Here is a 25486-nt window from a genome sequence, read left to right on the forward strand (position 1 = left end):
CTGACTCCTAGGTTCCTATTCTTCGTCTTCCAGGCCGGCATCGGCGACTTGGAACGCCTTCAGGCGTCCGCGCAACCGTACCGTGGCCTGGCCATGGATCTGACACACGCGCGACTCGCTGACCCCGAGTACCGCGCCGATTTCCTTGAGGTTCAATTCCTGCTCGTAGTACAGCGACAGCACCAACTGCTCGCGTTCGGGCAACTGCGCGATGGCCTTGCCCAGCTCGCGGCCGAATTCGCTGCGCTCGAGCATCTGCTGCGGATTGGGTCCGCCCTTGGCGATGGTATCCAGCTCGCCATGGTCCTCGATGCGCGACTCCAGGCTCAGCACCTGGCCGCGGGCGGCATCTTCCATCAAACGCAGGTATTCGGGAAGCGGCATGTCCATCGCCGCGGCCACTTCGTTGGCGGCGGCGGCACGGCCGGTGCTCTGTTCGATCTTGCGGATCGCCGAGGCGGCGTCGCGGGCGCGGCGGTGCACCGAGCGCGGCACCCAGTCGCCACGGCGGATCTCGTCGATCATCGCGCCGCGGATGCGGATCGAGGCGTAGGTCTCGAACGAGGCGCCCTGTTCGGCGTCGTAGCTGCGCGAGGCCTCGATCAGGCCGATCATGCCGGCCTGGATCAGGTCGTCGATCTCGACGCTGGCCGGCAGCCGCGCGGCCAGGTGGTGGGCGATGCGCCGGACCAGGTCCGAGTGCTGGGCGATGTAGTCGTTGGCGCTGTTGCGCTGGACGGCGCGGTAGTGGGCGGCGGCGTTCATGCGGCCACCCCGCGCTGGATGATGCGTTCGACGAAGAACTCGACGTTGCCGCGTGGGGCGGTCGGCGCCTGCCAGCGTGCGGTGCGACGGGCGATCTCGGAGATCGCCTGCGCCGACGGGCTGGACGGGTAGGCCTTGACCACCGGCTGCTGGCGCTGCACCGACAGGCGCAGCCAGTCGTCCTGCGGCACGCAGCCCAGGTAGTTCAGCGACACGTCGCCGAGGAACTTCTCGCAGACCCGGCTGAGCTTGTCGTACAGCAGGCGGCCTTCGTTGAGGTCGCGGACCATGTTGGCGACGATCTGCACCCGGTCCACGCCGCGCTCGCGCGAGAGGACCTTGATCAGGGCGTAGGCGTCGGTGATCGAGGCCGGCTCGTCGCAGACCACCACCACCGCGTCCTGCGCGGCCTGGCAGAAGGTCAGCACGCTGTCGGTGATGCCCGCGGCGGTGTCGACGATCATCACGTCCAGCTCGCGCTGCAGCTCGGAGAACACGTTGACCAGGCCCACGTGCTGGGCCGGCGGCAGCTCGGCCATGTAGCGGCGGCCGGAGGCGGCGGGCACCACCATCAGCCCGTTGGGCATGTCGATCAGCACCTCTTCCAGGGTGCAGCGCCCGGCGACCAGGTCGGCCACGGTGAACTTGGGCGTCAGCCCCAGCAGCACGTCGACGTTGGCCAGGCCGAGGTCGGCGTCCAGCAGCAGGGTGCGCTTGCCCATGTCGGCCAGCGCCATGGACAGGTTCACCGAGATGTTGGTCTTGCCCACGCCGCCCTTGCCGCCGGTCACGGCGATGGTGCGCACCGGACCCAGCGGTTCGCTACGCGTCGCCGACAGGGGGAAGGCATTGGTCAGATTGACGTAGTCACGCGACGGCATGGGTCTGCTCCGGAGTACAGGGCTTATCGGCAGCGCGCCGCAAATCTTCAAGGCGCAATACCAGGCTGGCGGCGTTGGCGCGGTGCAGGTCGTCCGGCACACGCTGTCCATCGGTCACCCAGGTGATGGGGAGGCGGTGGTCCACGACCACCGACAAGGCACTGCCGAACCGCCCGGTCTCGTCCAACTTGGTCATGATGACCCCCTGCGGGTCGGCGCCGGCGAACCGGCGCACCACCTCGTCCAGGTCGGAGAAATGGGCATTGGCGGGAAGGACCAGCAAGGATCGGACCACACGCGAGGCGCGCAGCCAGTGCAGCTGGGCGGCCAGGGCGCGGTCGCGCTGGCCCATGCCGGCGGTGTCGATCAGCACCAGCTTGTAGTCGGCCAGGCGCTCCAGCAGCTGCTGCAGCGCGGCGTCGCTGTCGGCCTCGTGCACGGCGATGCCGAGCTGGCGGCCGTAGCTGTGCAGCTGTTCGCGGCCGCCGACGCGGACCGTGTCGGTGGTGACCAGGGCCACGTCGCGGGCGGCGTGGCGCTCCAGGAAGCGCGAGGCCAGCTTGGCGATGGTGGTGGTCTTGCCGGCACCGGTCGGGCCGATCAGGGCGATCACGCCGCCTTCCTCGAGCGGGTCCAGCGGGGCGATCGGCAGGCGCTTGGACAGCAGGCCCAGCATCAGCCCGCGACCGCGGTGCAGTTCCAGGTCGGCGGGGATCTGCATGACCACGTCGCGGGTGATGCCGCTGTCGAAGCCGTAGTCGTCCATCAGTTCCAGCGCCTGGGCGCGGACCGGCGAGCCGCGCAGGCGCTCGTCGGTGAGGCGGTTCATCTCGCGCTCGATCATCTGCCGCATCAGCGACAGTTCGTCGCGCAGCTGCGTCAATTGTTCGTCGTTCTGCGGGGCGGGGAAGGGCGGCACCGCCGCCAGTGGCGCGGCCGCCGGGATTCCGGCAGCGGCCGCCACGTCGGCCTTGGCCACGCTGGGGGCGGCCGCGGCCGGGCGCGCCACCGGTGTCAGCGCCACCGCGGCGACGTCGTCGCGCCAAGCCGGCACCGTCTCGGCGGCCGGAGCAGGCGGAGCGGCTGCGAACGGGCTGGGCATGGGCACGCTGATCGGGGCGTTGCGGAATACGTCTTCGGGAATGCTGAACTCGGCACGAGCCGGAGCCGGAGCCGGGGCCTTGGCCGCTGCGGCCGGGCGTGCTGCGGCAGCCGGGGCCGTCGCGGCGGGCATGACCGAGGCGGCAAGCGCCGCCGGCTGGGTCAGCGGCCGGGTGGCGGCGGCCGGGGCGGTCGCGGCACCACCGCGGCGCTCGCTGATCGCGGCCATCATCGCCATCGCCGGGCTGGCCGCGGCGCTTTCGCTGCGTGCGGCCCGCGGGGCGGCAGTGGCCGGCGCCTGCGCCGGAGCGGCGGCGCGCGGCGCCTCGTCCGGGCGCACGGAATCCAGCGCCCGCTGCACCAGGGCCTCGTCGTAGTTGCTGGCGGCGACGATCTCGATGCCCTCGTCGGTACGCCGGTTGGACAGGATCACCGCATCCGGCCCGTGCTCGTCGCGCACCATCCGGAAGGCGGTGCGCATGTCGGGGGCGACAAAGCGTTTGATCTTCATGGGTGAGTGCCGGGATTCGAGATTGGGGAGTGGGGATTGGTTGCGGAGGCCGCCATGGCATGGCTGCTATCCGGTCGCCTTGCTCTGGTTGTGTTCGTTCGTGTCATTGCTGTCTCTCTCCGCGTGCCGGGCCCGCTGTTGCGACTCCCGAATCCCAAATCACCAATCCCCGCCAATCAACTGATCGTCCCCACCAGCTTCAGCCGCTTGTCCTCCGGCACTTCGCTGTAGGACAGGACCGACAGCGCGGGGACGCTGTGGCGGACCAGGCGGGCGAGGGCGGCGCGGACCTGCGCCGGCACCAGCACCACCGCCGGTTCGTTGCGCGCCTCCTGCTTGCTCACGCAGTCCGCCAGACTTTGGTGCAAGCGCTCGGCCAGTCCGGGTTCCAGCGCCGCGCCGTTGCCCTGGGTAGAGTCTTGCAAGACACGTTCCAATTGCGGGGCCAGGGTGAACACCGGCAGTTCCGGGGCCATGCCGGCGATCTCCTGGACGATGAAACGGCCCAGGGCGTTGCGCACGGCGGCGGTGAGCGCGCCGGGTTCCTGACTCTGCGGGGCGTGCTCGACCAGGGCCTCGACGATCTTGCGCAGCTGCCGCACCGGGATCTTCTCGATCAGCAGGTTCTGCAGCACCCGCACCACCACCGACAGCGGCAGCGCCTTGGGGGTGAGGTCCTCGACCAGCTTGGGCGCGCTCTTGGCCAGGGTCGCCAGCAACTGCTGCACTTCCTCGTGGCCGAGCAGTTCCGGGGCGTGCTCGCGGATCAGGTGCGAGAGGTGGGTGGCGATCACCGTGGCCGGGTCGACCACGGTGTAGCCCATGGTCTCGGCCTGGGCGCGCAGGTGCGGCTGGATCCAGATCGCATCCAGGCCGAACGCCGGATCCTTGCCGGGAATGCCGTCGATCTTGCCGAGCGCGCCGCCCGGGTCCAGCGCCAGTTCGCGGTCCGGGTGGATGTCGGCGGTGGCCACCGGTACCCCGTGCACCAGCAGGCGGTAGGCGTTGGCCGGCAGTTCCAGGTTGTCGCGGATGTGCACCGGCGGTACCAGGAAGCCGATGTCCTGGGTCAGCTTGCGGCGCACGCCCTTGATGCGGGCCATCAGCTCGCCGCCCTGGGCCTTGTCCACCAGCGGGATCAGCCGGTAGCCGACCTCCAGGCCCAGCGGGTCGATCGGACGCAGTTCGTCCCAGCCCAGTTCGGCATTGGCCTGGGCGGCGGCCGCGGCCTGTGGCGCCGCCTCGGCGGCGGCCGGCGCCGGCTGCAGGCTGCGCTTCCACATCTTCCAGGCCAGCAGGCCGAGGATCAGCGCCAGCGTCAAGAAAGCGACGTTGGGCATGCCCGGGATCAGGCCGACCAGGCCCAGGATCGCCGCGGCCACCGCCAGCGCCTTATGCTGGCCGAACACCTGGCCCATCATCGAGGCGCCCATGTCCTGCGAGCGCGAGGCGCGGGTGACCAGCATCGCCACCGCCGAAGACACCAGCAGCGCCGGCAACTGCGCGACCAGGCCATCGCCGATCGACAGCAGGGTGTAGGTGGAGGCGGCCTGTCCCACCGGCATGCCATGCTGCAGCACGCCGACCGCCATGCCGCCGATCAGGTTGATGAACAGGATCAGGATGCCGGCGATGGCGTCGCCGCGGATGAACTTGCTGGCGCCGTCCATCGAGCCGTAGAAGTCCGCTTCCTCGCGCACTTCCTCGCGGCGGGCCTTGGCTTCTTCACGGGTCAGCAGGCCGGCGTTGAGGTCGGCGTCGATCGCCATCTGCTTGCCGGGCATGGCGTCGAGGATGAAGCGCGCGGTCACTTCCGACACGCGCCCGGCGCCCTTGGTGATGACCACGAAGTTGATGATGGTCAGGATCGCGAACACCACGATGCCGACCGCATAGTTGCCGCCGATCACGAATTCGCCGAAGGCCTCGATGACCTTGCCGGCGGCGCCGTGGCCGTCCTGGCCGTTGATCAGGATCACGCGGGTGGAGGCCACGTTCAGCGCCAGGCGCAGCATCGTGGTCATCAGCAGCACGATCGGGAAGATGCTGAACTCCAGCGGCCGCTTCACGTACACCACCGCCAGCAGCACCATCAGCGAGATGGCGATGTTGAAGGTGAACAGGGCGTCCAGCACCGGCGCGGCCAGCGGCACCACCACCATCGCCAGCATCAGCAACACGATCACCGGGGCACCGAGCCCGTGCTTGATCATGTCCATGACTTTGCGCGTGTTCATCTGCGCGGCGGGCTGACTCATGGCTGGCTCCCCGGGGCGAATTCATCCACTTCCAACGGCGGCAACGGCGGCATCGGCCCGCTGCGCCAGGCGCGCAGCTGGTAGACGTACGAGAGGACCTGCGCCACCGCGGAATACAGTCTCACGGGAATTTCCTTGCCGAGTTCGCCTTCCCTATACAAGGCGCGTGCCAAAGGCGGTGCCGAGATCACCGCCACGCGGTGCTGCTCGCCGACCTCGCGGATGCGGAAGGCGATCTCGTCCACGCCCTTGGCCACCACGGTGGGGGCGCGCATGCGCCCGCTTTCGTACTTCAGCGCCACGGCGTAGTGGGTGGGGTTGACCACCACCACGTCGGCCTTGGGGATGGCTTCCATCATCCGTCGTTGCGACATCTGCATCTGCATCTGGCGGATGCGGCCCTTGACCTCGGGGCTGCCGTCGCTTTCCTTCATTTCCCGGCGCACTTCCTCCCGAGTCATCTTCAATTTGCGGATGTAATTCCACTTCTGATAGGGCGCGTCGATCGCGGCCAGCAGCGCCAGCGCGCCTGCGGTGTACAGCAGCAGCTTCAGGGTGAAGCCCAGGCCGTGGCCGATGGCCTGTTCCAGCGGCTGCAGCAGCAGCCCGCGCAGGAAGTCGACGCTGCCCCACAGGCACAGCATCGCGGCGCCGCCCACGAACGCCATGCGCAGGATCGATTTCAGCAGTTCGGCCAGGGTCTCGGCGCCGTACATCCGGCTCAGCCCGGCCATCGGATTGAGCCGGTCGAACTTGGGGATCAAGGCCTGGCCGGAGAAGCGCAGGGTGCCCATCAGCACCGGCGCGGCGAAGCTGGCGGCAAAGCAGATGCCGACCAGCGGCAGCACCACCCAGAGCAGGTTCAGCAGCAGCTCGCCGAAATGGCCGAACATCGCCTCCGGATGGGCGCGCATCGACAGGTCCGGGCGCAGCGCCTGCTTCAGCCAGGCCACGGCGCCGGCGGTCATCGAGGTGGACAGGCCCATCAGGGCGAAGATGCCGGCGCTGAACACCGCCGCCGTCGCCAGTTCGCGCGAATGCGGGATGTTGCCCTGTTCGCGGGCTTCGCGCAGGCGTTTGTCTGTTGGCTGTTCTGTGCGCTCTGCGCCTTCTTCGCTCTCGGACATGGGGGATGCGCTCGGCCAGGATCGACCCTGCGCGGTGCAAGGATCGTGCCGCTACGCGGTCAGGCTCCCGGCGCTGCCGCGGCGCACCGTCCGGCCGCGGCTAGGCCGGCTGCAGTTCCACCCGGTCGCGGCCCAGGCGCTTGGCCTGGTACAGCGCCGCATCGGCGCGCGCCAGCAATTGCTGCAGGGATTCGCCGGGCCGGTACCAGGCCACGCCGATCGAGGCGGTGATCGCCAGCTGCCGCTCGCCGATGCGCAGCGGCTGCCCGGCGATGACGGTGCGCAGCGCCTGCAGCCGTTCCTGACAACTGGGCGGCAGGCCCGGCAGCACGGCCAGCAGCTCCTCGCCACCATAGCGGCCGACCAGGTCGGCGTCGCGCAGGTTGGCGCTCAGGCGCCGCGCCACCTCGATCAGCACCGCATCGCCGACCAGGTGGCCGTGTTCGTCGTTGATCCGCTTGAAATGGTCCAGGTCGATCATCGCCACCGCCAGCAGGGTCCGTTCGGCGTCGCTGCGGCGGATCTGCGCGGCCAGCGCCTCGAGGATGCCGGCGCGGTTGAGCAGGCCGGTGAGGGCATCGTGCGAGGCTTTCACCGCCAGTGCGGCGCGGGCGAGTTCCAGTTCGCGCTTGTCGTGCTCCAGTTCCTCGGTGCGTCGCGCCACCAGGTCGGCCAGTTCGCGCTGGCGCTGGTGCAGGCGGCGTTCGCGCCAATGCAGCAGCGCCACCATCAGGCCGCCGCCGAGCAGCAGGTACAGGGCCAGCATCGGCTGGCTGCGCCACCACACCGGCGCCACCGAGAACGCCACCCGCAGCGGCGCCGAGGCGCTGCGCCGGTAGGCGTCGAGCAACTGGATCTCCAACACGTAGTGGCCCGGCGCCAGCGGCGGTTGCTCGAACTCGAAGTTGGGCGTGTGCAGCCAGCGCGTGTGTGCGCCCTCGAACCGGTAGCGGAAGCTGATGCGGGTGCGTTCGTCGTACAGGTCCGGCGAACCGACGGCGATGTGCAACGGATCTTCGCTCCAGGGCAGACGCGCGCCCTCGGCGATGGCCGTGCCGCCGCGGCTGAATTCCTTGAGCGCCAGCCGCGGCGCCTGCGCCGGGAACAGCCGCGCCGGATCCAGCAGGTGGGTGACGCCGCGGCTGCTGCCGAGCCAGACCGAGCCGTCGCTGTCCTCGTGGAAGGCCGATTCGGACATGTCGTTCCAGAGCAGGCCCTGAGCCTGGGTCAGCCGCGACCAGGCGCGTCCGTCGTAGACGTCCACGCCCTGGTTGTGGCAGATCCATATCCAGCCGTTGCGGGTGCGGCGCAGGCTGTAGAGCTGCAGGCCGCTCAACTGCGCATCCGCTGGCTGCAGGTGCAGGGTGTCGCCGTCGAGACGGCCTTGCCAGGCACCGGGGCCGTACAGGCTGGCCCAGGCCTGGCCGTTGTCCAGGACCAGCAGCTTGCTGAGTACGGGCTGCGCCGGCGCGCCGTCCACGACCAGCCGGATCGGGGTCCAAGTGTCGCCGCGCAGTCGGAACACGCCGGTCATGCCCACCATCAGCAGGCTGCCGTCGTGGCGCTGCTGGATGTCCGAGTACTCGCCGCCCGGCAGTGCCTGCACCTTTTTCGGCACCGCCCCGGCGTCGTCTCGCGGCAGCAGATACACACCACGGTTGGTGAGGATCCACACCCGGCCGCTCGCATCCACGAACAGTTGTTTGGTGATGCCCTCCAGTGGCGGGTAGGCACGCAGCAGTCGGCCCTGTGCGTCGTAGTGGCGCAGCACGCCCACCGACCCGATGCTCCACAGCGTGCCGTCGGCAGCGCGTCGCAGGCCGATCATCTGCGTGCCGTTGTCGCTGGCCCAGCGCTGGAAGCGGCCATCCTCACGCAGCCGGTCCACACCGCCCTCGTTGCCGAGCAGCAGATCGCCGCGCTGGGTGCGCTCGATGCTCCAGGTCGGCGCCCGGCTGATGCCCTGCGACACATCCCAGTTCTCGATCCAGCCATAGCCGTTCCAGCGCAGCACGCCTTCGCCATCCATGCTCAGCCACAGGTCGCCGGCCTGGTCGAAGCGCATGGCGACGACGTTGCCCTCTGGCAGGCCGTTACGGCGGTCGAAGCTGCGCCAGTGCCCGTGTTCCCAGCGCGCCAGGCCCTGGTTGGTGCGCACCAGCACGCGGCCTTGCGGGTCCAGCAGGATCGGCGTGCGCCACGTCACCAGGGCCGGTCCGTCCAGACCAGGGGGCGTTTGTTGCTGGAAGTGCGTCGCGCCGGCAGGCAACCGCATCACCTTGCGGCTGCCGACGACCCACAGGCTCCCGTCGCGGTCGCGGACCGCGTTGCGCCAGAGCTCGGGCGGCAGGCCCTGGGCCTGGTCGTAGCGGGTCGCGCGGCCATCGGCATCGACCCGGCACAAGGCCTTGGCGCAGCCCAGCCATAGCGTGCCGTCGACGACGAACAGGTCGTGGATATTGGCCAGTTCCGGCTGCCGCGCCAGCACCGCCGCATCGAACAGGGGCTGCAGCTCCCATCCCTTGGTATCGGTGTTGCGCACCGCGCGCAGGACATGGTGGTCGTCCAGCACCACGGTGCCCCAGTCTGGCGCGGCCAGGCGCGGACGGTTCAGCGGACGATGCGACGGCAGGCTGTCATGTTCCAGGGAGATCCACCGCGCCGGGGCGCCGTCGTCGACATAGATCGCATCGAAGGTGGCCACCCACAGCCGCCGCTGGGCGTCCTCGGCAGCGTCGGAGATGTAATGCCCGCCGCGGCCCTGCAGCGGCACTTGCTGGAACTGGTCGCCGTCGAAGGCGTACAGCCCACTTTCGCTGCAGACCAGCAGGCTGCCGTCGCGCCGCTGCAGCAGGCAGGTCCCGGCCAGGCCGAGCAGGCCCTGGTCCTGCGCATAGTGCCGCAACGGGATGACCTGGGCCTGCGCGGTGCCGGTGCAGGTCAGTGCCGACAGCAGCAGCCACAGCGGCCATCGCAGGCATCGACCCAAGACCGTGCGCATGCGCCGCTCAGCCGCCGCTGCGCCGCCGTGGGGCACGGCGATGGCGGGCACGAGCGAACGCTGACGGGCGATGGGACATGGCGGACGGCGGGCGAAGAAAGAAGAGGCGGACGGCGGCGATCGGCAGTGTAAGGACGGCCGACGGCGCCGCCCCTCATCCAGGCGTCACGCCAATGGCCTTCTGCCGGTATCGGCTGCGTCGTGGCGCAGCTTGAGCGCCGGCCAGGGCCTGTCCGGGAAGTGGCGACAGGCCCTAGGCGGTGAGCGCGCGCGCGGCGTCGAAGGCGGCGTCGAACAGGCGCTGCACCGGCGGCCCCATCTCGCCGACCAGCAGCGCCAGCAACGCCAGGCCCAGCACCACCGCCACCGGCAGACCGAGCTGGATCGGGTTCAGCGATGGCGCCGCCTTGGCCAGTGCGCCGAAGGCCAGGTTCACCGCCATCATCGCCACCATCACCGGCAGCGCCAGGGTCACCGCGCCACGCATCATGCTCATGAAGAAGTTCGGCGCCACCGAGGCCATGGCCTGCGCATCGGGCAGCGCGGTGCCGATCGGCAGCGCCTTGTAGCTGTCCACCAGCAGCGACACCACCGCCAGGTGCCCGTTGGTGGTGAAGAACATCAGCCCGAAGGCGAGGTAGAACCACTGCCCGAGCACCCCGGAATTGACCCCGCGCAGCGGATCGGCCATCTGCGCGAAGCCAAGGCCGGTGCTCTGCGAGACCAGTTCCCCGGCCATCGCTCCGGCCTCGAAGATCAAGCGCAGCATGAAGCCCATGCTGGCCCCCACCGCCAGCTCCCGGGCCACGCTCAGCACCACTGCGGCATTGAACCCATCCCAATCCGGCACCGGCGGCAGGATCGGCGCCAGCGCGATGGCCAGCGTCCCCGACAGGATCACCCGCACCCGTCCCGGCACCGCCTTGGTCCCCACCAACGGCATCACCGTGAACATCGCCCCGATCCGCAGCATCGTCCACAGCACCGCCCCGACCATCGCGAACGCCCGCGACCCATCGACGACCATTTGCGTGGCGGCATCCATCAGCCCGAGACCTCGGTAGCCATCACGAAGGAACGGCCAGCACCAACTGCCAGACGCGAGCGGAGACCGGCGAGTCCGTGAAAAATCACGGACACCGCACGCTCGGCACCCAAGCCAACGCCACCATAGCCGCAACTATTGCCGTTGCCGTTGTTGTTGCTATTGGGGTTGTTCTTGTTTTTGTTGTTGCTGTTGTTTAGCTCTTGATCCACCGGGTCCCCTCCGTAGCGGCGGAGCTGGCGGGTCAAACCCCCCGTAGGGGGGCGGCGCACAGGGACGTGCGCCGTTTTCGGCCGGGGCAGGATGCCCCGTCCGAAAATCCCGTCAGCGGAGCGGACCCGCGCAGCGGGCGCTGCGGCGGGGTGTGCTTTCTTTTGGTTACTTTTCTTTGCACAAGCAAAGAAAAGTGACTCGCCGTAAGGCGAAAGCTTTTGCCTCCCACGCACGAATAAAAGCGCAGGAAGAACAAGAACAGCAAGGGTGGCTAGAGTCAGCATAGACGGCGAAGCAGCCATCCCCGCTACCCAATCAAATGCGGAATACGCTGAAACAGCATCGTCGTGTACTCCACCAGATGCGCCAGCAACATGCTCCCCGTCGCGAACAACATCGCCGTCAACGCAATCACCTTCGCGATGAAGGCAATGGTCGGCTCATTGAGCTGCGTCGCCGCCTGGAACACACCGATCACCACACCCACCACCAACATCGCCAGCAACAACGGCCCCGCCACCCACAACACCGTGATCAGCCCCCCGCGCAACTCGGTCAACGCCAGTTCCGGACTCATGGCCTCAGACCCCGTTGAAACTGGCGGCCAGCGTGCCGACCGTCAGCACCCAGCCATCGACCAGCACAAACAGCAGGATCTTGAACGGCGCCGAGATCAGCATCGGCGACATCATCATCATGCCCATCGACATCAGCACGCTGGCCACCACCAGATCGATGATCACGAACGGGATGAAGATCAGGAAGCCGATCTCGAACGCCGTCTTCAGCTCGCTGGTGACGAACGAGGCCACCAGCACCTGGAACGGCACCGCGTCCGGGCCGCTGTAAGTGCCGTTGCCGGCCATGCCGGCGAAGGTCATCAGGTCGGTCTCGCGCACCTGCGCCAGCATGAACGCGCGCAGCGGCTGCGTGGTCAGCGTCCATGCCGTCTGGAAATCGATCTGGCCGTTGAGATATGGGCTCATGCCCTGGCCCCAGGCCTTCTCCCACACCGGCATCATCACCAGCGCGGTCAGGAACAGCGCCAGGCCCATCAGCACCTGGTTGGACGGGGTCTGGCCGGTACCCAGCGCCTGCCGCAGCAGGCCGAGCACGATGGTGATGCGAGTGAAGGCCGTCAGCACCAGCAGCAGCGACGGCAGCAGGGTGATGGCCGTCATCAGCAGCAGGGTCTGCAGCGGCAGGCTCACCGGCTGCGCGCCGATCTTGCCGACGTTGACCTCTGGCAGCGAGGGCAAGGTGGGCGCGGCGTTCTGCGGGGCCTGCGCGGTCGGCGTGGCGGCGGGCGCCGCGGTGGCCTGGGCCCAGGCAAAGGCCGGCAGCAGGCTCATGACCAGCAGGATCAGCAGCAGGCGCAGGCGGCGGGCGTTGCGATTCCAGAAAAACGGCATGGTCATTTGTCCTTGCGCAGCTTCTGCGCCAGAAGCTGGGCGAAATCGGGAAGCTGCTTGAACTGCTTGATCGAGGGCAGGGTGGGCGCGGGCGCCTGCGGCAGCGGCTCGGGCAGCTGATGCAAGGTGCGTACCCCGCCGGGCGACACGCCGAGCAGCAGCTGTTCGCCGTTGACCTCGACCACCACCACCCGCTCCTTGGCGCCAACGGCCAGGCTGGCGACCACGCGCAGGCCCTGGGCCGGGCGGAAACCGCTGCCGGGCAGGCGCTTGAGCACCCAGGCCATGGCCAGGATCAGCCCCAGCACCAGCAGCAGCGCGAACACCGCGCCGAGCAGGCTGGGCGCCGACGGCGCCGCGTTGCCGACGCCCGACCCGTGCTTGGCGGTCTGCGTGGCGACGGCGAGCAACAGGCTCACCGCAGTCTCCGGATGCGCTCGCTGGGGCTGACCACGTCGGTCAGGCGCACGCCGAAGCGGTCGTTGATGGTCACCACTTCGCCATGCGCGATCAGGGTGCCGTTGACGTACACGTCCAGCGGTTCGCCGGCGCCGCGCTCCAGTTCCACCACCGAGCCCTGGTTGAGCTGCAGCAGATTGCGGATCGGAATGCGGCTGCGGCCCACTTCCAGCGACAGCGTCACCGGCACGTCCAGGATCACGTCCAGGTTCAGGTCGTTGGACTCGGCCATGGCGTCCGGCTGCAGGCTGTCGAACTGGGCCGGCGCCGGCTGGGTGGGATCGGTCTGGGTCATGGCAGGTCTTCCTGGAGAGCGGGACGACGGCGCAGCGCGCCGGGGGGATGGGTGGCGGTGATCTTCACCGCGTTCTGGCCGTGCGAGATGCCGAACTCGCCGGTGAACACCGGGATGTTCTCCACGCACAGCGGCACCTGCTTGGGCAGGTCGATCGGCAGCACGTCGCCGATCTTCAGCCGGGTCAGCTCGCGCAGGCTCATCTGCTTCTGCGCCAGCACGCTGGAAATGGTCACTTCCGAGCCGAACAGCTGCTCGCGCAGCATGATGTTCCAGCTCTCGTCGCGGTCCACGCGATCGCTCTGGATGCCGGCGTCGAGCAGTTCGCGGATCGGCTCCAGCATCGAGTACGGCAGGGTCACGTGGATCTCGCCGCCGCCGCCCTCCAGCTCGACGTGGAAGCGGCTGACCACCACGTACTCGCGCGGGGTGACGATGTTGGCGAAATGCGGGTTGACCTCGGAATTGAGGTACTCGAACTCCACCTCCATCACCGGCGCCCAGGCTTCGGCCAGGTCGGCGAAGGTCTGCTTGAGCATCAGCTGGATCACCCGCATCTCGGTCGGGGTGAACTCGCGGCCTTCGATGCGGGTGGGGTAGCGGCCGTCGCCGCCGAAGAAGTTGTCGACCACGGTGAACACCAGGGTCGGCTCGAACACGATCAGGCCGGTGCCGCGCAGCGGCTTGAACTTGATCAGGTTCAGGTTGCTCGGCACGTACAGCGAGTGCATGTAGTCGTTGAACTTGATCAGGTCGATGCCGCGCACCGACAGGTCGGCCGAGCGCCGGATCAGGTTGAACAGGCCGATTCGCCACAGGCGGGCGAAGCGCTCGTTGACCATCTCCAGGGTCGGCATGCGCCCACGGATGATCCGGTCCTGGCTGGAGAAGTCGTAGTTGCGCGCTTCGCCCGGCTCGGCCGGCGCCGGCTCGGTGTCCACCACGCCGGCGTCGACGCCATGCAGCAGGGCATCGATCTCGTCTTGGGAGAGCAGGTCGGTCATCGCGGCAGCGCCTTACTGGGTCACGAAGCTGGTGAACAGCAGTTCTTCCACGCACTTCTTGCCGGTCTCGGCGGTCATCAGCTTCTGCGCGTCGGCCAGCGCCGCGGCCTGCAGCTTCTTGCGCCCGTCGATGTTGGCGATGTCCGTTGCCTGCACCTGCGAGAACAGCATCAGCAGGTGCGCGCGGATCGCCGGGGCGTTCTCGGTGATCAGCTTCAGCTCTTCCGGATCGCGGGTCATCAGCTGCACTTCCAGCTGCAGGTAGTGCGGGCCGTCTTCGGCGCCGCCGTTGAGGTTGACCACGAACGCCGGGTCCATCGCGAAGTACTGCGCCGGCTTGGGAACCTCGGCGGTCTTCTCCTCGGCCTTGGCGTGGCCGCCCTCTGGCTTCTTCAGGAAGAAGAACGCGCCGGCACCGCCGCCGCCCAGCACCAGCACGGCCGCGACCACGATGATCAGCATCTTCTTCGACTTGCCGCCTTCCGGGGCGTCCTTGGCGTCTTTCTTGGATTTGTCGGCGGCTGACACAGTGCGGGCTCCTGAAGGGGGTCTGCCCCTGAGGATGCAATCGCCGTGCCGAAACCGGGCGCCTGGCGCGCCGGGTGTTTGACAGTGCCGCCGCGCGCGGTGCGGACGTGGGCCGAGACCGTTGTGGGAGAAGGATCCAGGGTGGGGAGGGGCTTCAACCCCGACGCTTTTCGGAGGAAAGCGTCGGGGCTGAAGCCCCTCCCACAAAAGGCCTTACCCCGATCCGGCTGGCGGCAGCGCCGCCCGGATCAGGCGTAGGCGTCGAGCAGCCCGCGCTGGCGCAGCACCATCGCCGGAATCCCGACGCTGCCGGACAGGTCGTCGGCAAGCTCGCCGCCGCTGCGGCTGCCGCCCTGCGGCGTGCTCTGCGCATTGGCCTGCTGTTGCTGCGGCTGCTGCTGGCCGACGTCGGCCTGGCCGAGCTGGAAGCCGTGCTGGCCGAGCATGTCGCGCAGGCGCGGCAGGCTGTTCTCCAGGGCCTGGCGCACGTCGGCCTGGTTGCTGCTGAAGCTGGCGTTGACCTGGTCGCCGGTCATGTGCAGGCGCACTTCGACCGGGCCGAGCTCGGCCGGATTCAGCTTGATGTGGGCGTGACCGATCTTCTGGTCGGCCAGCCAACTGATACGCGCGCCCAGTTCCTCGTCGAACTGGTTGCCGTGCAGGTTCGGGGTCGGCGTCGGCGAGCCGCTGAACGGCTGCGCATCGGCCAGCCGCGCGGTGGCGTGCAGCGGCGTGGCCGCCGCGGTCGGCGCGATCGCGCTGGGATCGGCGGCGGGCGCGGCGTCGCCGCTCTCGCCGGTCTTGCCGCCGGCTGCGGCGGCAATGGCGGCCAGTGCCGCCAGCGGGGCCGCGGTCTCGGCACCGCCGGCCTTGTCGGCCGACCCGCCCTGCGCCAGCAGCATCGCGCCGAAGCCGCCGGCGGCCGAGGCCGGGGCGGTGCCGGCCGCCGCGGTGGCGGTGCCGGCGGTGGCCGCATTCGGATCGGTGGCGCCCGCCGCGGTCTGCGGCAGCGCGTCGCCGCCGCCGAGCAGGGCCGCGGCGCCATTGGCCACGGCGCCGGCGACGCCGACGGCCAAGCTCGCGGCCGCGCCCAGCGGGGTCGCCGTGGCCGCGGGCAGCACCGCCGCGCCAATCGCCGGCAACAGGCCCAGGCCGATCCCAGCCAGCCCGGCCGGCGGCCAGGCGCTCTCGTCCGGCTTGGCGTCGTTGTGGCTGTCCTCGGCCTTGCCCTTGTCCTTGCCCGAGGCCTTGGTCTCGGTGCTGCTCTTCTCGGTGTCCTGCGCGACCTTGTCGCCGGTCTGCGCGGTGCGCGCGGGATCGCTGGCGGCGTCGTCGGCGGCCGCCGGGCGCTTGTCCGCCTGGCTCTTGTCGGTGTCTTGCGCCGGCTTGGCCGTCTCGCGGGCAGCGGGCTTGGGCGCGGTGGTGCGCGCCGAGCCGCCGCCGAGCAGCTTGGCGAAGTCCTTGTCCTTGCTGCCGCTGCGGTCAAGGCCCTGGCTGTCGTTGCCGCCGCCGATCTGGCTGGCGCGGCCGCTGCCGCCCAGCGCGGAAAGCGCGTTGTTCATCGTCCGTCTCCGTTCTCGTGTTCGTCGGCGGTGGCCGCCAGGCGCGCACGGCGCGCGCCCAGGTCGTCCATCTCGCGCTGGCTGCGGCGGTCGTCGACCTTGCGTTCCTGCGCGCGGTAGCTGGCCGCGAGCTGTTCCAGCACCTGCTTGTCGCGGCTGGCCAGCAGCAGCCGGCTGCGCTCCATCTCCACCTTTTCGCGGTTGCGGTCCACGGTCTGGCACTGCTGCTGCACCGCGCTCTCCAGCCGGTCCAGGAAGGCGCGGCGGTTGGCCAACTGCGCCAGGCTGGTCGCCGCCATCTGGCTGTTGGCGTACTCCTCGGCGTAGCGGCGCAGTTCCTCCAGCCGCGACTCGTGGGTGGCCAGGGCACGCTGGCGCTCGGCGAGATCGCGGGCGACCTCGTCTTCGTGCTGCTGGGCCCGGCGGAGCAGGGGATCGAGACGTTGCGATTGCATCATGGCTTAGTTCTCGCGGTCGACCAGGCGCTTCAGGGCGGCCTGGCTGTGGGGCAGATCTGCGGCTTTGGCGACGTCCTGTCCGAGGAATTCCATGATCTCCGGCCAGCGCTCCAGCGCTTCGTCCACCGCCGGGTCGTTGCCGCGCTGGTAGGCGCCGATGGTGATCAGGTCGCGGTTGGCCGAGTAGGCCGACACCAGCCGCTTCAGCGAGCGGATGCGCAGGCGCCACGGCTCGTCGGCGATGTCCTGGACCACGCGGCTCACCGAGGACTCGACGTCGATGGCCGGGTACAGCCCGCTGTCGGCGACGCGCCGCGACAGCAGGATATGGCCGTCGAGGATGGCGCGGGCGGCGTCGGCGATCGGGTCCTGCGGATCGTCGCCTTCGGTCAGTACGGTGTAGAAGGCGGTGATCGAACCACGGCCCTTGGCGCCGTTGCCGGCGCGTTCGACCAGCGCCGGCAGCTTGGCGAACACCGACGGCGGATAGCCGCGGGTGGTCGGCGGCTCGCCCACCGACAGGCCGATCTCGCGCTGGGCCTGGGCGAAGCGGGTCAGCGAGTCCATCAGCAGCAGCACGTTCAGGCCCTGGTCGCGGAACCACTCGGCGATGGCGGTGGCGCGGTAGGCGCCATGCAGGCGCGCCAGCGGCGGACGGTCGGCCGGGGCGGCGACGACCACGGCGCGGCGCAAGCCTTCCTCGCCCAGCGTGGTCTCGACGAAATCGCGCACTTCGCGGCCGCGTTCGCCGATCAGCCCGACCACGATCACGTCGGCGGCGGTGTAGCGGGTCATCATGCCCAGCAGGGTGGACTTGCCGACGCCGGAGCCGGCGAACAGGCCCACGCGCTGGCCGCGGCCGATCGGCAGCAGCGCGTTGATCGCGCGCACGCCGACGTCCAGCGGGGTGGTGATGGGTTCGCGCGCCAGCGGGTTGATCGACACGCCGGCCATGCCCACCGAGCCTTCGGCGCGGATCGGGCCCTTGCCGTCCAGCGGCACGCCATCCGAATCGATGACCCGGCCGAGCAGGCCTTCGCCCACTTCCACGCCGCCGCGGCGGTGCAGCGGCACCACCCGCGCATTGGGCAGCAGGCCGTGGGTTTCGGCGCTGGGCATCAGCGAGGTGCGGTCGCCGGAGAAGCCGACCACTTCGGCGTCGACCCAGCCGCCGTCGACCTCGACCTTGCAGGTGGCGCCCATCGGCGCCTCGCAGCCGACCGCTTCCAGGGTCAGGCCGACCGCCCGGCGCAGGATGCCTTCGCGGATCAGGCCGCGGCCGGCGGCCGCGTCCAGGTCGAGCCTGCCCAGGCGGCCGGCCAGGCGCAGGTTGCGCGCATCCAGCCAGTCGGCGGGGTGGGTGCCGGACAGCGCACTCACAGGCCCGCTCCGGACTTGCGCATCACCGTCTCCAGGGCCGCGCGCAGGCGCGCCTCCAGGGTACCGTCGATGCGCACCGATTCGGCGTGCACGCGCAGGTCGCCGCGGCTCAGGCTCAGGTCCGGCACCAGCCGGATGCCCTGGTCCATCATCGTCAGCAACGGGGTCAACGCGGCGATGTCGTCCGGGTGCAGGCGCACCTCGACGTCGCGGCGCGCGCCGCCGACCGCGTCCAGGGCCTCGGCGACCAGTTCCGACAGCAGCACCGGGTCGGCCTGGTAGGCGCGGCCGACCAGGCTGCCGGCGATGCGCACGGCCAGTTCGCCGAGCGCGCCGACCACTTCGTTCTCCAGCCGCGCCAGCGGCCGCGAGAAGTTGTCCAGGATGCCTTCGATCTGCGCGGTCAGGCGGCGGATCTCGGCCTGGCCCTGGGCCAGGCCTTCGGCGTGGCCGCGTTCGAAGCCTTCGTGCTGGGCCGCGGCCTCGATCGCCTGGATCTCCTCCAGGCTCGGCGGGCGCAGCACCGGCTCGTCCGGCAGCACGTCTTCGTACGGCTGCGCCGCCGACAGCGGCGGGGCATCGAGTTCCGGCGCCAGCCAGCGCACCACATTGCCGTTCATACCATGGCCTCCGCACCACCGCCGCCGAGGCTGATCACGCCCTCATCGGCCAGGCGCCGCACGATCGCCAGGATCTCCTTCTGCGCGGCCTCCACATCGGCCAGGCGTACCGGGCCGCGCGCCTCCATGTCTTCCAGCAGGATCTCGGCGGCGCGCTGGGACATGTTCTTGGTGATCTTGTCGCGCACCTTGATGTCGGCGCCGCGCAGGGCCAGGCCGAGGCGATCGCCGCTGACCTCGCGCAGCATGGTCTGCAGCCCGCGGTCGTCCAGCTCCACCAGGTTGTCGAACACGAACATCAGGTCCTGGATGCGGCTGCCCAGGTCGGCGTCGATCTTGCTGATCGCCGCCAGCACGCCCTGGTCGGCGCCGCTGTCCAGGAAGTTGAGGATGTTCGCCGCGACCTTGACCCCGCCCACGTTCGAGGACTTCAGGTTCTGGTTGCCGGAGAACTGCCGCTCCATGATCTCGTTGAGTTCGTTGAGCGCGTGCGGCGGGATGCCGTCGAGGGTGGCGATGCGCATCAGCACGTCGGCGCGGGTGCGCTCGGGCAGCAGCTTCAGCGCCTCGGCGGCCTGGTCGTTGTCCAGGTGCGCCATCACGATGGCGATGATCTGCGGATGCTCGTTGCGCACCAGGTCGGCGATCGCGCGCGGATCCATCCACTTCAGCGTGTCCAGGCCGGTGGTGTTGCGGCCCAGCAGGATGCGGTCGATCAGGCTGCCGGCCTTGTCGGCGCCAAGCGCCTGCACCAGCACGTTGCGGATGTAGTCGTCGGCGCCCACGCCCAGCGAGGTCTTGCTGCCCAGCTCGGCATTGAACTCTTCCATGACCTTGTCGACCTGGTCGCGCGAGATGCCGCTCAGCGTCGCCATGGCGATGCCGATCTTCTGCACCTCCTTGGGGTCCATGTGCTTGAGCACCTCGGCCGCGTCGGCCTCGCCGAGCGACAGCAGCAGCACGGCGGCGCGCTGGGTGCCGTTCATTGCATTCGCATCAGGCTTCACTGGCGACCCATCCCTTCACGACCTGCGCCACGCGCTTGGAATCCTGTTTGACCGCTTCGCGGGCCTGGCGCAACCGTTCTTCGTAGGCGTCGGGCAGGGCGATGGCGGGGTTGCCGCCGGTGCCGCCGCTGAGGCTGGCGGTGTCCTCGCCCAGCGACGGCAGCAGCGGGTTGTCGTCGTCGAGCATCGACAGCTTGGCGTCGCGCGGTTCGTTGCCGTCGCGGTCGTGGCCGACCGATGCGGCCGGCGCGGGACCGGCGATCTGGCGCAGCGCCGGGCGCAGCACGCCGAACAGCAGCGCCAGCACCACCGCAGCACCCAACACCAGGCGCAGGCCGTTCATCACCCGCGGATCTTCCCACCAACCGGGCTTGTCGGCCGCTTCCGGCGCCTGGCGGACGAACGGGGCGTTCATCACCGAGACGGTGTCGCCGCGCTCGGCGTTGAAGCCCACCGCCTGCTTGACCAGGCCTTCGATCCGGGTCAGCTCGGCGGCGCTGAGCGCCTGCTCGGTCATCTTGCCCTTGGCGCCCGGGCGCATCACGTGGTCCACCAGCACCGCCACCGAGACGCGCTTGATGCGGCCGGCCGGCTGCCGGGTGTGCTGCAGGGTACGGTCCAGTTCGTAGTTGCGGGTGGCGCTCTTGGAACTTTCGGTCGGCGTCGCGGCGGCGGTCTGCTGGGTGCCGGCAGTGCCGGGGGCGGGCGGGGCGCCGGTGGCGCCCGGCTGGCCCGGCGCGCTGCCCGGCGAGTTGCTGGTCGCGCCCGGTGCGCCCTGCGGACCGCTGGTGCTGGTGCTGCTGTCGCTGACCTGCTCGCTGCGCAGCTTCGGCGGGTCGCCGTTGTACAGCTCACGGGCTTCCTCGACCACCGAGAAGTCCATGTCCACGTTCACTTCCGGGTTGACCCGGCCGGGGCCGGTCATCGGCTCCAGCAGTTCGCGGATGCGCTGGTTGTAGGCGCTTTCCTGGCGCCGCACCTGGTCGAACTGGGCGGCGTTGAGCGCGGCGTCGCTGTTGGGGTCGGCGATGGTCAGCATGCGCCCGCTCTGGTCGACCACGGTGACGCGGTCCGGCGCCAGGTCGGGGATGCTGGAGGCGACCATGTTGACGATCGCATCGACCTGGTTGCGTTCCAGGGTGGTGCCGCCGCGCAGTTCCAGCACCACCGAGGCGCTGGCGGCCTCGCGCTGGCGGGTGAACGCGCTCGGCTTGGGGATGGCCAGGTGCACCCGCGCCTCGCGCACCGGGCGCAGGCTGGCGATGGTGCGCGCCAGTTCGGTTTCCAGGGCGTGCTGGTAGCGCGCGTTCTCCACGAACTGGCTGACCCCGAAGCCGGGATCCTTCTCCATCACCTCGAAGCCCATGTTGCCGTTGTCGGTCAGGCCGGAGCCGGCCAGCTTCAGCCGCGCGTCGTACAGCTTGTCCTCCGGCACGGTGATCGCACCGGTGGCCTGGTCGAGCTTGAACGGGATCTGCGCGGTGCGCAGCAGGTCGGTGGCTTCGGCGGTGCCTTTCTCGTCCAGGCCGGTGTACAGCGGGGTGTAGGCCGGCTTCTGCGACCAGAAGAACACGAACAGGCCGGCCGCCACGGCCACCGCGATCATCGCCATCAGGCCGATGCGACGGGTGAGCTGCAGGCTCTGCAGGCGGTCGAACCAGGCGCCCGCCTTCTCGGTGTTGAATGTCTCTTTGCTGATCGCAAGCGCCATCGTCTTCTACCCTTACAGCGGCATGTTCATCACGTCCTGGTACGCCTGGACGAGTCGGTTGCGGACTTCCACGGTAGCGCGAAACGCCACCTGGGACTGTTGTGCGGCCAGCATCACCTTGGCCAGGTCCGCGCTGGGATCGCCCAGTTCGAAGGCCTTGGCGAGCTCGCCGGACTTCTGCTGGGCCTCGTTCACGCCGCCGATCGCGTTGCGCAGGGTCTCGGTGAAGCTGGGGCCCTGCACGCCCTGGTTGCCGGCCAGGCCTTCGATCGCATTGCTGCGGCCGACATCGCCCACCCGCGTCTGCGCCGCCTGGCCGACCTGGCCCTGGTAGCTGCGGATCTGCGAAAGGATGGAGCTGATGGAGTCGCTCATACGGTGAAGTCCCTGCCGGGAGGCGGCTTGCCGGTATGCAATGCAAGCGGTGTGCCGAAACGGCATTCACGTGCCGCGCGGCTCCCGAACGGGCAGGGGCGGGGAAGTCCAGCGGCCGGTGACGGGTTCCCGGCGCAGGCAGCATGGAAGGCGCGGGTTAGGCAGCGGCTGCGCGTCGGCAGGTTGACGCTGTGCGCGTCGTCACGGTCGGGCGCCGGCGCGGCGATCCTGGTTGGCGGGTGCTAGTCCGGCAGCCAGGCGGTCCGCCACTCCTCCAGGTTGTCGCCCTGCAGCAGCCAGTCGCGCTGCACCGCCGCGCGCAGGGCGGTGCCGGCCGCAGCGCGTGCGTCGGCGTCGGCCAAGTGCGCGCGGATCGCATTGACCCAGTCGCGGAAGCGGTTCTTGACCAGGGTCACCGGCAGTCCGCCATCGCGGTAGGGCGGCAGGTCGCTGGCCACCACCGGATAGCCGCAGGCGCCGTACTCGAGCAGGCGCAGGTTGCTCTTGCAGCGGTTGAACAGGTTGTCTTCCAGCGGCGCCAACGCCAGGTCCAGGCCCAGCGCCGCCAGCGCCTGCGGATAGCGGGCGAAGTCCACGCCTGCGTGCACCTCGTGCACGTGCCGGCGCAGCCGCTCCGGGCACAGGCCCATGAACACCCAATGCACCTCGCCGGCCAGCGCCTGCACCACGTCGGCGATCAGCTCCAGGTCGCCGGTGTGGCTGAGCCCGCCGGCCCAGCCGACCCGCGGCTTGGCCGAGCCGGACGCCCCCGGTGCCGGCAGGGCGCCCCACAACTGCGGCTCCAGCCGGTTGCGCACCACGCGGATGTCGCCGTGCAGGCCGGCCAGCGCCTCGGCCAGGTCCGGCGTGGAGACGGTGACCCGGTCCACCAGCGTGGCGGCACGCCGCAGCGAACGCAGCACGTCCTTGGGCATCTGCTCGCGATGCGCGCTCTTCAGCGGCAGATTGGGCAGGTAGTCGTCCAGTTCGTAGACCATGAAGGCCTTGCCGAAGCGGCGCATGCGCTCCATGCGCGCCAGTTCCGCGTCGCCCACCCGGCGCTGCAGCACCACCGCATCGGCGCCGATGCGCGCAAGCTCCACCGGGTCGAGCAGGCGTGCGTAGTACAGGCCGTCGATCTGCGCGGACGCGGCCAGCGCCTGGAACGGCTGGATCACCCGGTACTGCCCACTGCCGAAGGTGTCGCCCGGATGGGCGAGCACCCGCGGCAGCGGCTTCCACGACAGCGGCTGCCAGGAGAATTCGGACTCGGTGAGCTGGAATCCGCCAGGCTGGTCCAGGCCCAGGCTGGGCGAATAGGCCGGATCCTGCGCCAGCACCGGCAACCAGCGCTGCAACAGGGCCTCGTCGGCGGCGTCGCTGCGGGTAGCCGGGGCCGGCTGCAGCAGCAGCGCCTGCGGCGTCCACACGGTCCAGGCGCCCACCGCGGCCGCGCGCAGGCACAGATCCACGTCGGCGCCGCCCTCGGCGAAGCCGGCCGCGTCGAATCCGGACAGGTGTTCGAACAGCGCCCGCCGCACCAGCAGGCAATGCGCCGACACTGCGCTGTAGCGATGGGCCACCTGCAGCCGGCCCATGTAGCCGGGCTGGGCCATCGCTTCGCCGGCGAAGGCGTGGCCGGCGCCGGGCAGCAGCCCTGGCAGCAGGCCGGCGTGGGTGATGCGGCCGTCGGCGGACACGCCCTTGGCGCCGACGATGCCGACTTCGGGTCGCTGCGCGTGGTTCATCAGCGCGTGCAGCCAACCGTCCTGCACCGCGGCGCTGTCGGCATCCAGGAACAGCAGGTATTCGCCCTGCGCCTGGGTGGCGGCGAGGTTGTGCGCCTCGGCCAGGGAGACCCGCTGTTCCAGCGCGAACACGCGGATGCGGCCGTTGCCCAGTTCGGCCACCGCCTGCATCCACGCGGTGGTCTCCGGGACCTGGCTGGCGTTGTCCACCAGCAGCAGTTCGTAGGCCGGGTAGGCGGTCTGTTCGAGCAGGCTGACCACCGCGCGCTGTAGTGCTGGCAGGTTGTCCTGTGCCAACAGGACGATCGAGACCGGCGGTTGCGCGGGATGGCCGTAGTCGATGCGGAACAGGCCGCCCGGCAGCGGTTCGACCGTGGCCTGCGGATAGCCGCGGGCCTGCAGGTGCGCGGCGATCGCGCGCTGGCGCGCTTGGCTGCCGGCCTCGGCGCTGGCCGGCGTGGCGACCAGCAGCGGCTCGGGCAGATGCGCGATGCCGTCGCCGCCGTCGCGCAGGAACAGGCGCAGGATCAGTTCGAGTTCGCTGGCGCCATCGTAGGCCGGGTCGAAGCCGCCCAGCGCCTGCACCGCGGCGCGGCGGAACACCCAGTGGCCGGCCGTGGCCAGCGGATTGCCCAGCAGCAGGTCCAGGTCCGGATCTGGCCGCAGCAGCGGCGCGAGGGTGTCCGCATCCACGGCCAGCCATTCGTCCGCATACAGCGCGTTGCATTGCGGCTGCTGTGCCAGTTCCAGCAACAGCCGCAGCAGGCCGCCGGCGTAGAAACGGCTGCCGGCCGCCACGCGCAGGCACCAGTCGCTGGCCGGTGACGCGTCCAGCGCGGCGGACAGCGCCGCGGCATCGGCCTCGGCCGGCAGCGGCGGCAGGCTCCGGACCCGCGGGTCCGGCCACGCTGCGCTGGAGGTGTCGCCCAGCACCAGCGCCTGCACCTGCGCGAACGCCGCGCCCTCCAGCAGCAGGCTGTCCAGGGTCGCCGCCAGCGCGGTGCGCTCGGCGCCACGTGCGTCGACCAGGACAGCCAGCCGCGGCGCGCCGCCGAGGGCGGCCAGGCGCGCGTCGAGCAGGTCGCGTTGCGCTGGCGTCACTGTCCGCCGCGCCTGCCAGTCGCGCAGCGCCGCTTGCACGCAGACGCGCGCGTAGGCGTCCTGGATCGCCTGCAGCAGGTCCACCGGCGTGCCCGGGCCGCCGGCCAGCGGCGTCACCGTGACCTGGCGGACGTCGCCATTGCCGCGGTACCAGCCCATCGCGCGCACGCCCTGGCGGAAGTTGGCATGGCCCTGGTCGCCGATGCCGGGCTGGTCGCGGCCGGCCTGGCTGTATTGCTCCTCCGACACCCGGAAGCGGGTCAACGGCCGTGCCAGCAGCGCCAGGTGGCCGCGATGCAGCAGCTTGGCGTACAGCGCCAGGTCGCCGACCCAGTTGATCACCTTGCCGGCCAGCGTCATCAGTTCGTCGCCGATCTCCAGCAGGTCGCTGCGCCGGCACAGCACGCAGCTGGGCTCGCCGACGAAGTTGATGGTGTGGTCGGCCAGGAACGACAGCAGCTCCGGCCCATCCAGCAGTACGTCGCCGGCGAACGGGAAGGCCGTGGCCGGGATGTCCTCCAGCGGCGCGCCGTGGCTGTCGATGCGCTGCCGGCGCGAGGAGGCCAGCAGCACGTCCGGCGCGGACTGTATCGCCGCGACCAGTGCGGCCACGCAGTCCGGCGCCAGCACGTCGTCGTCGTGCAGGAACTTCACGTACTCGCCCTGGGCCAGGGCGATGCCGCGGGCGGTGCTGCCGAGTTCGCCGTAGCGCTCCGGATTGCGGTGGTAGCGGATCGGGAACCGGGCAGTGGCCGCACGGCGTTCCACCACCTCGGCGAGCGCCTCGGTCGGGTTGTCGTCGCAGATGACCAGTTCCAGCGCCGGATAGGTCTGGGCCAGCACGCTGTCGAGCGCCTGCTCGAAGTAGCGCAGCTTGTAGGCCGGCATGACCACGCTGACCAGGGGCGGGTGGGGCATGAACGA

22 protein-coding genes are annotated in these 25486 nt (G+C 70.1%); all 22 read right to left on the reverse strand.

The annotated features are described in order from the left end of the window. Nucleotides 1-15 precede the first annotated feature (15 nt). The gene (locus tag GGR71_RS11595) at nucleotides 16-765 is read right to left on the reverse strand and encodes an RNA polymerase sigma factor FliA (RefSeq protein ID WP_160958707.1); all 750 of its coding nucleotides are present in this window, start codon (nucleotides 763-765) and stop codon (nucleotides 16-18) included. After that, nucleotides 762-1646: a MinD/ParA family ATP-binding protein gene (locus GGR71_RS11600; protein ID WP_010341540.1), complete on the reverse strand. Its 885-nt coding sequence runs from the start codon at nucleotides 1644-1646 to the stop codon at nucleotides 762-764. Before GGR71_RS11600 ends, GGR71_RS11595 begins: the two co-directional genes overlap by 4 nt. Further along, the gene (gene flhF, locus GGR71_RS11605) at nucleotides 1633-3258 is read right to left on the reverse strand and encodes a flagellar biosynthesis protein FlhF (RefSeq protein WP_160958708.1); all 1626 of its coding nucleotides are present in this window, start codon (nucleotides 3256-3258) and stop codon (nucleotides 1633-1635) included. Before flhF ends, GGR71_RS11600 begins: the two co-directional genes overlap by 14 nt. A 176-nt stretch (nucleotides 3259-3434) precedes the next feature. Continuing rightward, nucleotides 3435-5495: a flagellar biosynthesis protein FlhA gene (gene flhA, locus GGR71_RS11610; protein ID WP_184451994.1), complete on the reverse strand. Its 2061-nt coding sequence runs from the start codon at nucleotides 5493-5495 to the stop codon at nucleotides 3435-3437. Nucleotides 5496-5512: 17 nt separating this feature from the next. Beyond that, complete coding sequence (gene flhB, locus GGR71_RS11615; RefSeq protein ID WP_184451959.1) at nucleotides 5513-6643, reverse strand: flagellar biosynthesis protein FlhB; 1131 nt, start codon at nucleotides 6641-6643, stop codon at nucleotides 5513-5515. A 100-nt stretch (nucleotides 6644-6743) separates the two neighbouring features. After that, nucleotides 6744-9644 carry a ligand-binding sensor domain-containing diguanylate cyclase gene (locus GGR71_RS11620; RefSeq protein WP_237474291.1) on the reverse strand — a complete coding sequence of 967 codons (2901 nt, stop codon included), beginning with the start codon at nucleotides 9642-9644 and terminating at the stop codon, nucleotides 6744-6746. 253 nt (nucleotides 9645-9897) lie between these two features. Next, the gene (gene fliR, locus GGR71_RS11625; protein WP_048489847.1) at nucleotides 9898-10689 is read right to left on the reverse strand and encodes a flagellar biosynthetic protein FliR; all 792 of its coding nucleotides are present in this window, start codon (nucleotides 10687-10689) and stop codon (nucleotides 9898-9900) included. Further along, entirely contained in the window at nucleotides 10689-10901 is a 213-nt protein-coding gene (locus GGR71_RS11630; protein ID WP_160958710.1) for a hypothetical protein, read from the reverse strand. Before GGR71_RS11630 ends, fliR begins: the two co-directional genes overlap by 1 nt. Nucleotides 10902-11209: 308 nt before the next feature. Then, nucleotides 11210-11479, reverse strand: a complete 270-nt coding sequence (locus GGR71_RS11635) for a flagellar biosynthetic protein FliQ (protein WP_048489846.1) — start codon at nucleotides 11477-11479, stop codon at nucleotides 11210-11212. Nucleotides 11480-11483: 4 nt separating this feature from the next. Then, complete coding sequence (gene fliP, locus GGR71_RS11640) at nucleotides 11484-12314, reverse strand: flagellar type III secretion system pore protein FliP (protein WP_160958712.1); 831 nt, start codon at nucleotides 12312-12314, stop codon at nucleotides 11484-11486. Between the two features lie 2 nt (nucleotides 12315-12316). Further along, on the reverse strand, nucleotides 12317-12733 hold the full coding sequence (fliO, locus tag GGR71_RS11645; protein WP_048489845.1) for a flagellar biosynthetic protein FliO: 417 nt from the start codon (nucleotides 12731-12733) through the stop codon (nucleotides 12317-12319). Further along, complete coding sequence (gene fliN / locus GGR71_RS11650; RefSeq protein WP_010343865.1) at nucleotides 12730-13068, reverse strand: flagellar motor switch protein FliN; 339 nt, start codon at nucleotides 13066-13068, stop codon at nucleotides 12730-12732. Before fliN ends, fliO begins: the two co-directional genes overlap by 4 nt. Beyond that, nucleotides 13065-14072 (reverse strand): flagellar motor switch protein FliM, encoded by a 1008-nt coding sequence (gene fliM, locus GGR71_RS11655; RefSeq protein ID WP_019796142.1) that lies wholly within the window; start codon nucleotides 14070-14072, stop codon nucleotides 13065-13067. Before fliM ends, fliN begins: the two co-directional genes overlap by 4 nt. 12 nt (nucleotides 14073-14084) lie before the next feature. Then, complete coding sequence (locus tag GGR71_RS11660) at nucleotides 14085-14600, reverse strand: flagellar basal body-associated FliL family protein (protein WP_160958715.1); 516 nt, start codon at nucleotides 14598-14600, stop codon at nucleotides 14085-14087. A 248-nt stretch (nucleotides 14601-14848) separates the two neighbouring features. Further along, nucleotides 14849-16162 carry a flagellar hook-length control protein FliK gene (locus GGR71_RS11665; RefSeq protein WP_184451962.1) on the reverse strand — a complete coding sequence of 438 codons (1314 nt, stop codon included), beginning with the start codon at nucleotides 16160-16162 and terminating at the stop codon, nucleotides 14849-14851. Further along, nucleotides 16159-16620, reverse strand: coding sequence for a flagellar export protein FliJ (fliJ, locus tag GGR71_RS11670; RefSeq protein ID WP_160947166.1), 462 nt, complete (start codon nucleotides 16618-16620; stop codon nucleotides 16159-16161). Before fliJ ends, GGR71_RS11665 begins: the two co-directional genes overlap by 4 nt. A 3-nt stretch (nucleotides 16621-16623) precedes the next feature. Then, on the reverse strand, nucleotides 16624-18000 hold the full coding sequence (locus GGR71_RS11675; RefSeq protein ID WP_160958720.1) for a FliI/YscN family ATPase: 1377 nt from the start codon (nucleotides 17998-18000) through the stop codon (nucleotides 16624-16626). Further along, the gene (locus GGR71_RS11680; protein ID WP_048489841.1) at nucleotides 17997-18620 is read right to left on the reverse strand and encodes a FliH/SctL family protein; all 624 of its coding nucleotides are present in this window, start codon (nucleotides 18618-18620) and stop codon (nucleotides 17997-17999) included. Before GGR71_RS11680 ends, GGR71_RS11675 begins: the two co-directional genes overlap by 4 nt. Further along, complete coding sequence (fliG, locus tag GGR71_RS11685) at nucleotides 18617-19606, reverse strand: flagellar motor switch protein FliG (RefSeq protein WP_160958722.1); 990 nt, start codon at nucleotides 19604-19606, stop codon at nucleotides 18617-18619. The genes GGR71_RS11680 and fliG overlap by 4 nt, the downstream gene beginning before the upstream one ends. A 10-nt stretch (nucleotides 19607-19616) precedes the next feature. Then, a complete protein-coding gene (gene fliF / locus GGR71_RS11690; RefSeq protein WP_160958725.1) occupies nucleotides 19617-21338 on the reverse strand; it encodes a flagellar basal-body MS-ring/collar protein FliF in 1722 nt (573 codons plus the stop codon). 12 nt (nucleotides 21339-21350) lie between these two features. Continuing rightward, a complete protein-coding gene (fliE, locus tag GGR71_RS11695; RefSeq protein WP_048489838.1) occupies nucleotides 21351-21713 on the reverse strand; it encodes a flagellar hook-basal body complex protein FliE in 363 nt (120 codons plus the stop codon). Nucleotides 21714-21955: 242 nt separating this feature from the next. After that, nucleotides 21956-25480, reverse strand: a complete 3525-nt coding sequence (locus tag GGR71_RS11700; protein ID WP_160958727.1) for a glycosyltransferase — start codon at nucleotides 25478-25480, stop codon at nucleotides 21956-21958. Between the last annotated feature and the right edge of the window lie 6 nt (nucleotides 25481-25486).

The sequence above is a fragment of the Xanthomonas sp. F1 genome, assembly GCF_014199855.1.

What these genes read in the sequence shown, in the direction of transcription:
- GGR71_RS11700 (WP_160958727.1), bottom strand. Translation starts at nt 25,480, where the DNA reads ATGCCCCACCCGCCCCTGGTCAGCGTGGTCATGCCGGCCTACAAGCTG.
- fliR (WP_048489847.1), bottom strand. Translation starts at nt 10,689, where the DNA reads ATGGATGCCGCCACGCAAATGGTCGTCGATGGGTCGCGGGCGTTCGCG.
- GGR71_RS11635 (WP_048489846.1), bottom strand. Translation starts at nt 11,479, where the DNA reads ATGAGTCCGGAACTGGCGTTGACCGAGTTGCGCGGGGGGCTGATCACG.
- GGR71_RS11620 (WP_237474291.1), bottom strand. Translation starts at nt 9,644, where the DNA reads ATGCGCACGGTCTTGGGTCGATGCCTGCGATGGCCGCTGTGGCTGCTG.
- fliP (WP_160958712.1), bottom strand. Translation starts at nt 12,314, where the DNA reads ATGCCGTTTTTCTGGAATCGCAACGCCCGCCGCCTGCGCCTGCTGCTG.
- flhA (WP_184451994.1), bottom strand. Translation starts at nt 5,495, where the DNA reads ATGAACACGCGCAAAGTCATGGACATGATCAAGCACGGGCTCGGTGCC.
- GGR71_RS11595 (WP_160958707.1), bottom strand. Translation starts at nt 765, where the DNA reads ATGAACGCCGCCGCCCACTACCGCGCCGTCCAGCGCAACAGCGCCAAC.
- fliN (WP_010343865.1), bottom strand. Translation starts at nt 13,068, where the DNA reads ATGACCCAGACCGATCCCACCCAGCCGGCGCCGGCCCAGTTCGACAGC.
- GGR71_RS11665 (WP_184451962.1), bottom strand. Translation starts at nt 16,162, where the DNA reads ATGAACAACGCGCTTTCCGCGCTGGGCGGCAGCGGCCGCGCCAGCCAG.
- fliG (WP_160958722.1), bottom strand. Translation starts at nt 19,606, where the DNA reads ATGAACGGCACCCAGCGCGCCGCCGTGCTGCTGCTGTCGCTCGGCGAG.
- flhF (WP_160958708.1), bottom strand. Translation starts at nt 3,258, where the DNA reads ATGAAGATCAAACGCTTTGTCGCCCCCGACATGCGCACCGCCTTCCGG.
- flhB (WP_184451959.1), bottom strand. Translation starts at nt 6,643, where the DNA reads ATGTCCGAGAGCGAAGAAGGCGCAGAGCGCACAGAACAGCCAACAGAC.
- fliM (WP_019796142.1), bottom strand. Translation starts at nt 14,072, where the DNA reads ATGACCGACCTGCTCTCCCAAGACGAGATCGATGCCCTGCTGCATGGC.
- fliE (WP_048489838.1), bottom strand. Translation starts at nt 21,713, where the DNA reads ATGAGCGACTCCATCAGCTCCATCCTTTCGCAGATCCGCAGCTACCAG.
- GGR71_RS11600 (WP_010341540.1), bottom strand. Translation starts at nt 1,646, where the DNA reads ATGCCGTCGCGTGACTACGTCAATCTGACCAATGCCTTCCCCCTGTCG.
- fliJ (WP_160947166.1), bottom strand. Translation starts at nt 16,620, where the DNA reads ATGATGCAATCGCAACGTCTCGATCCCCTGCTCCGCCGGGCCCAGCAG.
- GGR71_RS11680 (WP_048489841.1), bottom strand. Translation starts at nt 18,620, where the DNA reads ATGAACGGCAATGTGGTGCGCTGGCTGGCGCCGGAACTCGATGCCCCG.
- fliF (WP_160958725.1), bottom strand. Translation starts at nt 21,338, where the DNA reads ATGGCGCTTGCGATCAGCAAAGAGACATTCAACACCGAGAAGGCGGGC.